At 75.3% G+C, this 6,257-nt stretch carries 7 protein-coding genes; 5 read left to right on the forward strand and 2 right to left on the reverse strand.

Translation table 11 applies throughout. The features are described from left to right. Positions 1-25: 25 nt before the first annotated feature. Genes pdxA through E1283_RS29815 form a run of 4 tightly spaced genes read left to right on the forward strand, consistent with a single transcriptional unit; the run spans position 26 to position 3,762 of the window. Positions 26-1,084 (forward strand): 4-hydroxythreonine-4-phosphate dehydrogenase PdxA, encoded by a 1,059-nt coding sequence (pdxA, locus tag E1283_RS29800; RefSeq protein WP_132821277.1) that lies wholly within the window; start codon positions 26-28, stop codon positions 1,082-1,084. 11 nt (positions 1,085-1,095) lie between these two features. Continuing rightward, on the forward strand, positions 1,096-1,887 hold the full coding sequence (locus tag E1283_RS29805) for a DeoR/GlpR family DNA-binding transcription regulator (protein WP_132821278.1): 792 nt from the start codon (positions 1,096-1,098) through the stop codon (positions 1,885-1,887). Between the two features lie 55 nt (positions 1,888-1,942). Further along, positions 1,943-2,764: a MerR family transcriptional regulator gene (locus E1283_RS29810; protein WP_132821279.1), complete on the forward strand. Its 822-nt coding sequence runs from the start codon at positions 1,943-1,945 to the stop codon at positions 2,762-2,764. Beyond that, complete coding sequence (locus tag E1283_RS29815) at positions 2,761-3,762, forward strand: BtrH N-terminal domain-containing protein (RefSeq protein WP_132821280.1); 1,002 nt, start codon at positions 2,761-2,763, stop codon at positions 3,760-3,762. Before E1283_RS29810 ends, E1283_RS29815 begins: the two co-directional genes overlap by 4 nt. A gap of 12 nt (positions 3,763-3,774) precedes the next feature. Here the strand turns inward: E1283_RS29815 and E1283_RS29820 are convergent, their stop codons facing one another. Further along, the gene (locus E1283_RS29820; RefSeq protein WP_243745200.1) at positions 3,775-4,617 is read right to left on the reverse strand and encodes a pentapeptide repeat-containing protein; all 843 of its coding nucleotides are present in this window, start codon (positions 4,615-4,617) and stop codon (positions 3,775-3,777) included. A gap of 121 nt (positions 4,618-4,738) precedes the next feature. Between E1283_RS29820 and E1283_RS29825 the strand changes: the two genes are divergently transcribed. Beyond that, on the forward strand, positions 4,739-5,230 hold the full coding sequence (locus tag E1283_RS29825; RefSeq protein ID WP_207930576.1) for a nucleotidyltransferase domain-containing protein: 492 nt from the start codon (positions 4,739-4,741) through the stop codon (positions 5,228-5,230). A gap of 10 nt (positions 5,231-5,240) precedes the next feature. Here E1283_RS29825 and E1283_RS29830 read toward each other — a convergent pair whose 3' ends face one another. Beyond that, positions 5,241-6,005 (reverse strand): alpha/beta hydrolase, encoded by a 765-nt coding sequence (locus tag E1283_RS29830; protein ID WP_132821283.1) that lies wholly within the window; start codon positions 6,003-6,005, stop codon positions 5,241-5,243. Positions 6,006-6,257: the final 252 nt, after the last annotated feature.

Genomic DNA, 6,257 nt, shown 5'->3' on the forward strand with positions numbered 1-6,257 from the left:
CCCCCACCCAGCGGAAGGTCCGTCCATGAGCTCGTCAACCACCCCCGTCGCCCCCGCCGGCAACACCGGCGGCGACACCGAGCCGCTGCCGCTCATCGCCGTCACCATGGGCGACGGCGCCGGCATCGGCCCCGAGGTCATCGTCCCGGCGGTGCTGCACCCCGACACCCTCGCCCGCTGCCGCCCCGTCGTCATCGGCGACATCGAGCGGCTCCGCCAGGCCGCCGCGCTGCTCGGCCGCGAGTCCGAGGTCGACCTCGTGCCCGTCACGTCGCCCGACGAGGCCGCGTTCACGCCCGGCCGGATCAACGTGATCGACCTCGACCTGCTCCCCGCCGACCTGCCCTTCGGCAAGCTCTCCCCGCTCGCCGGCGACGCCGCCTACCAGTACATCAGGCGGGCCGCCGAACTCGCCCAGGCCGGCGCCGTCCAGGGCATCTGCACCGCCCCCCTCAACAAGGAGGCGCTGCACGCCGCGGGACACCTCTACCCGGGCCACACCGAACTGCTGGCCAAGCTGACCGGGGTCCCCGAGGTGTCGATGATGCTGTCGACCCCGACCGTCAAGGTCATCCACGTCACCACCCACATCGGCCTGATCGACGCCGTCGGCCGCATCGAGCCGGGCCTCGTCGCCAGGACCGTGCGGCGCGGCCACGAGGCCATGGTGCGCGCCGGTGTCCCCGCGCCGGTGATCGGCGTCTGCGGCATCAACCCGCACGCCGGCGAGAACGGCCTCTTCGGCTACGGCGAGGAGGAGGAGAAGATCGTGCCGGCCCTGGAGGAGGTGCGCGCCGAGGGCATCGACGCGCGCGGCCCGCTCCCCGCCGACACCGCCTTCTTCCTGGCCGGCCGCGGCGACTACGACCTCATCGTGGCCATGTACCACGACCAGGGCCACGGCCCGGTCAAGGTGCTCGGCCTGGAGGCCGGCGTCAACCTGACCGTGGGGCTCCCCGTCATCCGCACCTCCGTCGACCACGGCACCGCCTTCGACATCGCCGGCACCGGCACCGCCGACGCCGGCTCCATGGTCGAGGCACTGCGCCAGGCCGCCGAGATGGCCACCAGGCCCACCGGCTGACGGGGACGACGATGCCACCCGCCGGATCCCGCGTCCGCCGCGACGAGATCGTGCGCCTCGCCACCACCACGGGCCTGACCAGCGTCGACGAGCTCTCCCGAGGCTTCGGGGTCTCGCCGTCCACCATCCGCCGCGACCTCGCCCGGCTCACCGCCGAGGGACGGATGGCCCGCACCTACGGCGGCGCGATGGCCCTGGTCGCGCACCCCGAGGCGTCGCTGCGACAGCGCACCGGCGAGGCGTTCGAGGCCAAGCGGGCCATCGCCCGCTGGGCCGCCGCCCGGATAGCCACCGGCGAGACGATCCTGCTCGACGGCGGCACCACGGTCCGGGCGCTCGCCCACGAACTGCGAGACGCCACGACGCTGACCGTCGCCACCACCGGGCTGCCGGCCCTGGAGGAACTGGCCGACGCGGAAGGCGTCCGCGTCGAGTGCCTGGGCGGCACCCTCAGGCCCGTGAGCCAGAGCTTCGTCGGCCCCTTCACCGAGGCCGCCCTCGAACACCTCACGTTCGACCGGCTCTTCCTCGGCACCGACGGCGTCGCCGCCGGCTTCGGCATCTGCGAGGCCGACCTGCGGCAGACCCGGCTCAAGGAACTGATGGCCAGACGCGCCCGGCGGGTGTACGTCCTCGCGCACGCCGCCAAGGTGGGCCGCCGGCCGTTCCACGCCTGGGCCAGGCTGCCCGGCGACTGGACGCTGGTCACCGACGACACCGCCGACCCGGCGGCGGTCGCGGCGCTGCGCGACGAGGGCGTCGAGGTCGTCACGGTCAGCGCGGCGGACGGCCCGCCCGCCTGAACCGCGCGAAGCCGGCAGTGGACTCTCCCACGGTGGGAGGGTCCACCATGACGGGGTGCACGACGAACTCCTCACCATCGGGCGCTTCGCCCGCCGGTGCCGGCTCAGCGTCAAACAGCTGCGGCACTACGACGAGACGGGCCTGCTGGCCCCCGTCCACGTGGACGCGGCCACCGGCTACCGCTACTACGCGCCGGAACAGGCCCGCGACGCCCTCACCATCGCCCTGCTCCGCGAGATGGACCTCCCCCTGGCCGTGATCGCCGGGGCGCTGGCCGCCGAGCCCGCCCACCGGGCGGAGATCCTCCGCGCCGAACGCGACCGGCTGGCCGAGCGGATCAGCCGGGACCGGGCGCGCGTCGGGATGCTGGAGCGGCTGGCGGCGGGCGGCCTGCCCGGCTACGAGGTGACGTGGGGCCGGGAGCCCGAGCGCCGGCTGGCCGTGGTGCGAGCGGTCTGCGACCCCGCCGGGATCGGGGAGACCGTCGGGGCCTGCGTCGGCCGGCTGCTGCCGGCCCTCGGCGCGGCCGGCGTCGCGTGGCGGCCACCGCTGTGGGGGCGCTATCCGCTGGACCTGGCGGAGGGGATGGAGATCGCCCTCGGAGCGCAGGTACCGCAGGGCGAGGACACCCCGGGACCGGAGTACGAGACGCTGCCCGGCGGGCCCGTCGCCGAGACCGTGCACATCGGCCCCTACGCCCAACTTCCCCTGGCCTACCACGCGCTCCTCGCCGCCGTCCACGAGCGCGGACTGCGCCCGCTGGCCCCCGCGCGGGAGGCCTATCTCGTCGGGCCGGCGGAGGCCCCGCAGGAGGAGCTGACGACCCGACTGGTCATCCCCGTCGAGGAGACCCCGACCCGGAAGAACGCGGCATGAACACGATCATCGACATCGAGGCCAGGGGCACTGCCCACTGCGAGACGACCGCCCTGGGGGTGCTCCTGCGACACGAGGGACTCGACCTGTCCGAGCCGATGCTCTTCGGCCTCGGCTCCGGCCTGTCCTTCATCTACTGGGACAGCAGGAACCTGGACTTCCCCTTCCTCGGCGGGCGGGTCAAGCCCTTCGTCCTCACGAGCAACCTGGCGACCAGGCTGGGGCTCGAACTCCAGGTCCGGGAGACCAGCTCGCCCCGCCGGGCCTGGGACCACGTGGCCGCCGCCCTCGACGCCGGGCGTCCCGTCGGGCTCCAACTCGACAGCCACCACCTGGAGTACTTCGGGTCCAGGGCACACTTCGGCGGCCATGTCGTCGCCATGTACGGCTACGACGACCACGACGCCCACCTGGTCGACACCGCGCAGCAGGGCGGAGCGGTGACCACCAGCCTCACCAGCCTCGCCCGGGCCAGGGCCGAGCGCGGCCCGATGACCGCCAGGCACCGGTCCTTCACCCTCGCCGTCCCGGAGAACGCGCCCTCCCCGCGGAGCCAGCTCGTTCCCGCCATCACCGCCTGCGCCGACGCCTTCCTCGACCCGCCCATCGCCAACCTCGGGCACCGAGGCGTGGCGAAGGCCGCCAAGCTGCTTCCCACCTGGCTCCAGCGCACCGATGACCCGCGGCAGGACCTGTCGCGGGCCGCCCTCCTGATGGAGAAGGCCGGCACCGGCGGCGCCCTGTTCCGCAACCTCTACCGCGACTTCCTCGCCGAGTGCGCCCAACTGATCGACAGCGAGCACCTGCGCACCGGCCACCGGCTGTACGCCGAGGCCGCCACCGGGTGGACGGAGGTCGCGGAACTCGTCGCGAAGGCCGGCGAGTCGGGCGACGCGGCCTGCCTGGTGCGGGCCGGCGCCGTCCTCACCGAGCTCGCCCGCGTCGAGCGGGACGCCATGCGGGCGCTCAGCCGCCTGGGCGGCGAGGCACCGCGCTGAGGAGTGCGCCGCTCAGGCCGGCGGTCCCGCCCAGTGGGCGGGCCGGTCGAGCCCGGCCGGCAGCCGGGTGCGCCCGTCGCCCCGGGCCGCGTTCAGCTGGGCCTGGGTGAGGAACAGCGCGTCCCGCAGGTCCGCGCCGGCCAGGTTCGCGTTCCGCAGGTCGGCACCCAACAGGTCGGCCGACCGCAGGTCCGCGCCGCCGAGCTCGGCCGCGATCAGCAACGCCCCGCGCAGCGAGGCCCCCCGCAGGTCGGCGCCGTGCAGCCGGGCGCCGGCGAGGTCGGCGCCCCGCCGGTCCCGCCGCCGGCCTGGCACCCGGGCCGCCCGCACCGACTCGCTGACGCGGCCGAGCAGTTCGCCGACCTCGGCGCGCAGCGCCGGCACGTCCACCGCCGCCAACTCCACCGGGTCGCCGCCGGCCAGCGCCTCGATCCGCCCGCTCGTGGCGCGCAGCTCGCGCCCCAGCTCGCGGGCCGCGGGACCGGCCAGCGACTCGCCGAGGTACCACAGCAGTTCGTGCAGCTGCCGCACCACCCCGAAGGCCGCGAACATCGACGCGGCCGTCGCCGGCGCCGCCCGCCAGTCCCGCCCGCCGAACGTCTCCCGGGAGACCCGCTGCCCCGCGCCGAAGCAGTCGAAGACCGTGCAGCCGGTGAACCCGCGCTCCCGCAGGCCGGCGTGGATGCCGCAGCGGAAGTCGGCGTCCAGGTTGCCGCAGGGCGTGCCGGCCGGCTTGCTGACCGCGAAGTCCGCCGAGGCGGTGAACGGCAGTGCCACGCAGCACAGCCCGAAGCAGCTCCCGCAGTCCGCCCGCAACGCGGCCCGGCCGATGACGGCCGTCGACTCCTCCGACACGCTGGTGATCCCCCAAGGCTCCGCGACTCCTGCGCCGCGCGCACACCACACGCGGCCCGACGCCTCCATGGTCCCAGAACCCGTGCGAGCCCCCGCGATCGGCGCTAGGTTTCCCCGGGTGATGACAGCCGACGACGTGGTGTCGATCCTCGACCTGCTGCGGAGCGCGCGGGTCGACGTCTGGACGGGCGGCGGATGGGGCGTCGACGCCCTGGTCGGCCGACAGACCCGGCCCCACCGCGACCTCGACCTGATGCACCGCGCCGACCAGGAACCTGCCGTGGTGGCGGCGCTCACCGGCGCCGGCTTCGTCGAGACGCTCGACTGGCGCCCGGTGCGGTTCGTCCTGGCCGACGCCCCCGGCCGGGAGATCGACCTGCACCCGTTGGTCTTCGGCCCGGACGGCTCCGCCGCGCAGGCGTCCCCCGACCCCGGGCGCCCGTTCCACTACCCGGCGTCCTGCTTCGTGACGGGCGTGATCCGGGGCGTCACCGTGCCGTGCCTGTCGCCCGAGCAGCAGGTCCACTTCCACCAGGGGTACCCGCCCACCGACCGGGACCGGCACGACATGGCCCAACTCCGGCGGGCCTTCGGGATCGCCACCCACTTCTGACCGACCGGCCTCACCCCTCCACAACGCCGCGCCCCGGCCCCGGCCAGCCGTGCGAGCGGAACCAGGCGGCGCACCAGTCCGTCCAGCGGGACAGCTCCGGCTGCTCGGGGGCGAGGCCGACGCCGTGCCGGCCGTGCGGCAGGACGTGCAGCTCGACCGGCACCCCGGCCGCGGCGAGGGCCTCGGCGTAGCGCAGCGAGTGGGCGACGTCGACCGCCGGGTCGTCCGCCGTGTGCCACAGGAAGACCGGCGGGGTGTCCGGGGTCACCGTCAGCTCCCGGGACGCGGCGCGGCGCTCGGCCGGCGACGCGTCGGAGCCCAACAGCGCCGCCAGCGAGCCGACATGGGGCAGGTGGCTGAAGGAGATCACCGGATAGCAGAGCACGGCGAGCGCCGGCCGGTCGGCCGGTGTGCCGGCCGGGTCGCTCGCCAGCGAGGCCGCGAGGTGGCCGCCGGCCGAGAAACCGAGCACCGCCACCCGGTCCGGGTCGACACCGAGCGCGGGCGCCTCGGCCCGGATGGCGCGCAGCGCGGCCCGCCCGTCCTCCAGCGCCGCCGGGTACCGGTGCGGCGCCACGCGGTAGCGCAGCACGAACGCGGCCAGCCCGAGTCCGTTCAGCCAGCGCGCCACGGGTTCCCCCTCGTGCTCGCCGTGGTGCTGGTAACCGCCGCCGGGCAGCACCAGCACGGCGGGTATGCGCTCCCCTGACCCCCCGGGGGCGGGAAAGGCGGTGAGACGGCCTTCGAGGCCGAGGTCGAGGTGGATCGCGTTCATGTGTCCTCAGTCGATTCGTGGCACGGGGCATGACGGGCCGGTGGGGTGACCGGCGTGGACCAGGGGGCGGCGTCGCGGGACCGCTACGGGGTGACCGTCGTGTCCTGGGTGCCGATGACGGAGAGACCGGCTTGCCGCCGGCCGCGAACCTGCCACGCCCCTCGAGGTCGGCGGCGAGCCGCTCCTCCACCTCCAGCACCCCGCGGCCCGTCAGACGTCGGGTGCCCGCCCCGTCGAGCGCCGAGCACTGCG

The sequence above is a fragment of the Streptomyces hainanensis genome (assembly GCF_004348415.1).
Classification (GTDB): domain Bacteria; phylum Actinomycetota; class Actinomycetes; order Streptomycetales; family Streptomycetaceae; genus Streptomyces; species Streptomyces hainanensis.

Coding starts and splice junctions, on each gene's coding strand:
- pdxA (WP_132821277.1), top strand. CDS start 26: ATGAGCTCGTCAACCACCCCCGTCGCCCCCGCCGGCAACACCGGCGGC.
- E1283_RS29805 (WP_132821278.1), top strand. CDS start 1,096: ATGCCACCCGCCGGATCCCGCGTCCGCCGCGACGAGATCGTGCGCCTC.
- E1283_RS29815 (WP_132821280.1), top strand. CDS start 2,761: ATGAACACGATCATCGACATCGAGGCCAGGGGCACTGCCCACTGCGAG.
- E1283_RS29825 (WP_207930576.1), top strand. CDS start 4,739: ATGACAGCCGACGACGTGGTGTCGATCCTCGACCTGCTGCGGAGCGCG.
- E1283_RS29830 (WP_132821283.1), bottom strand. CDS start 6,005: ATGAACGCGATCCACCTCGACCTCGGCCTCGAAGGCCGTCTCACCGCC.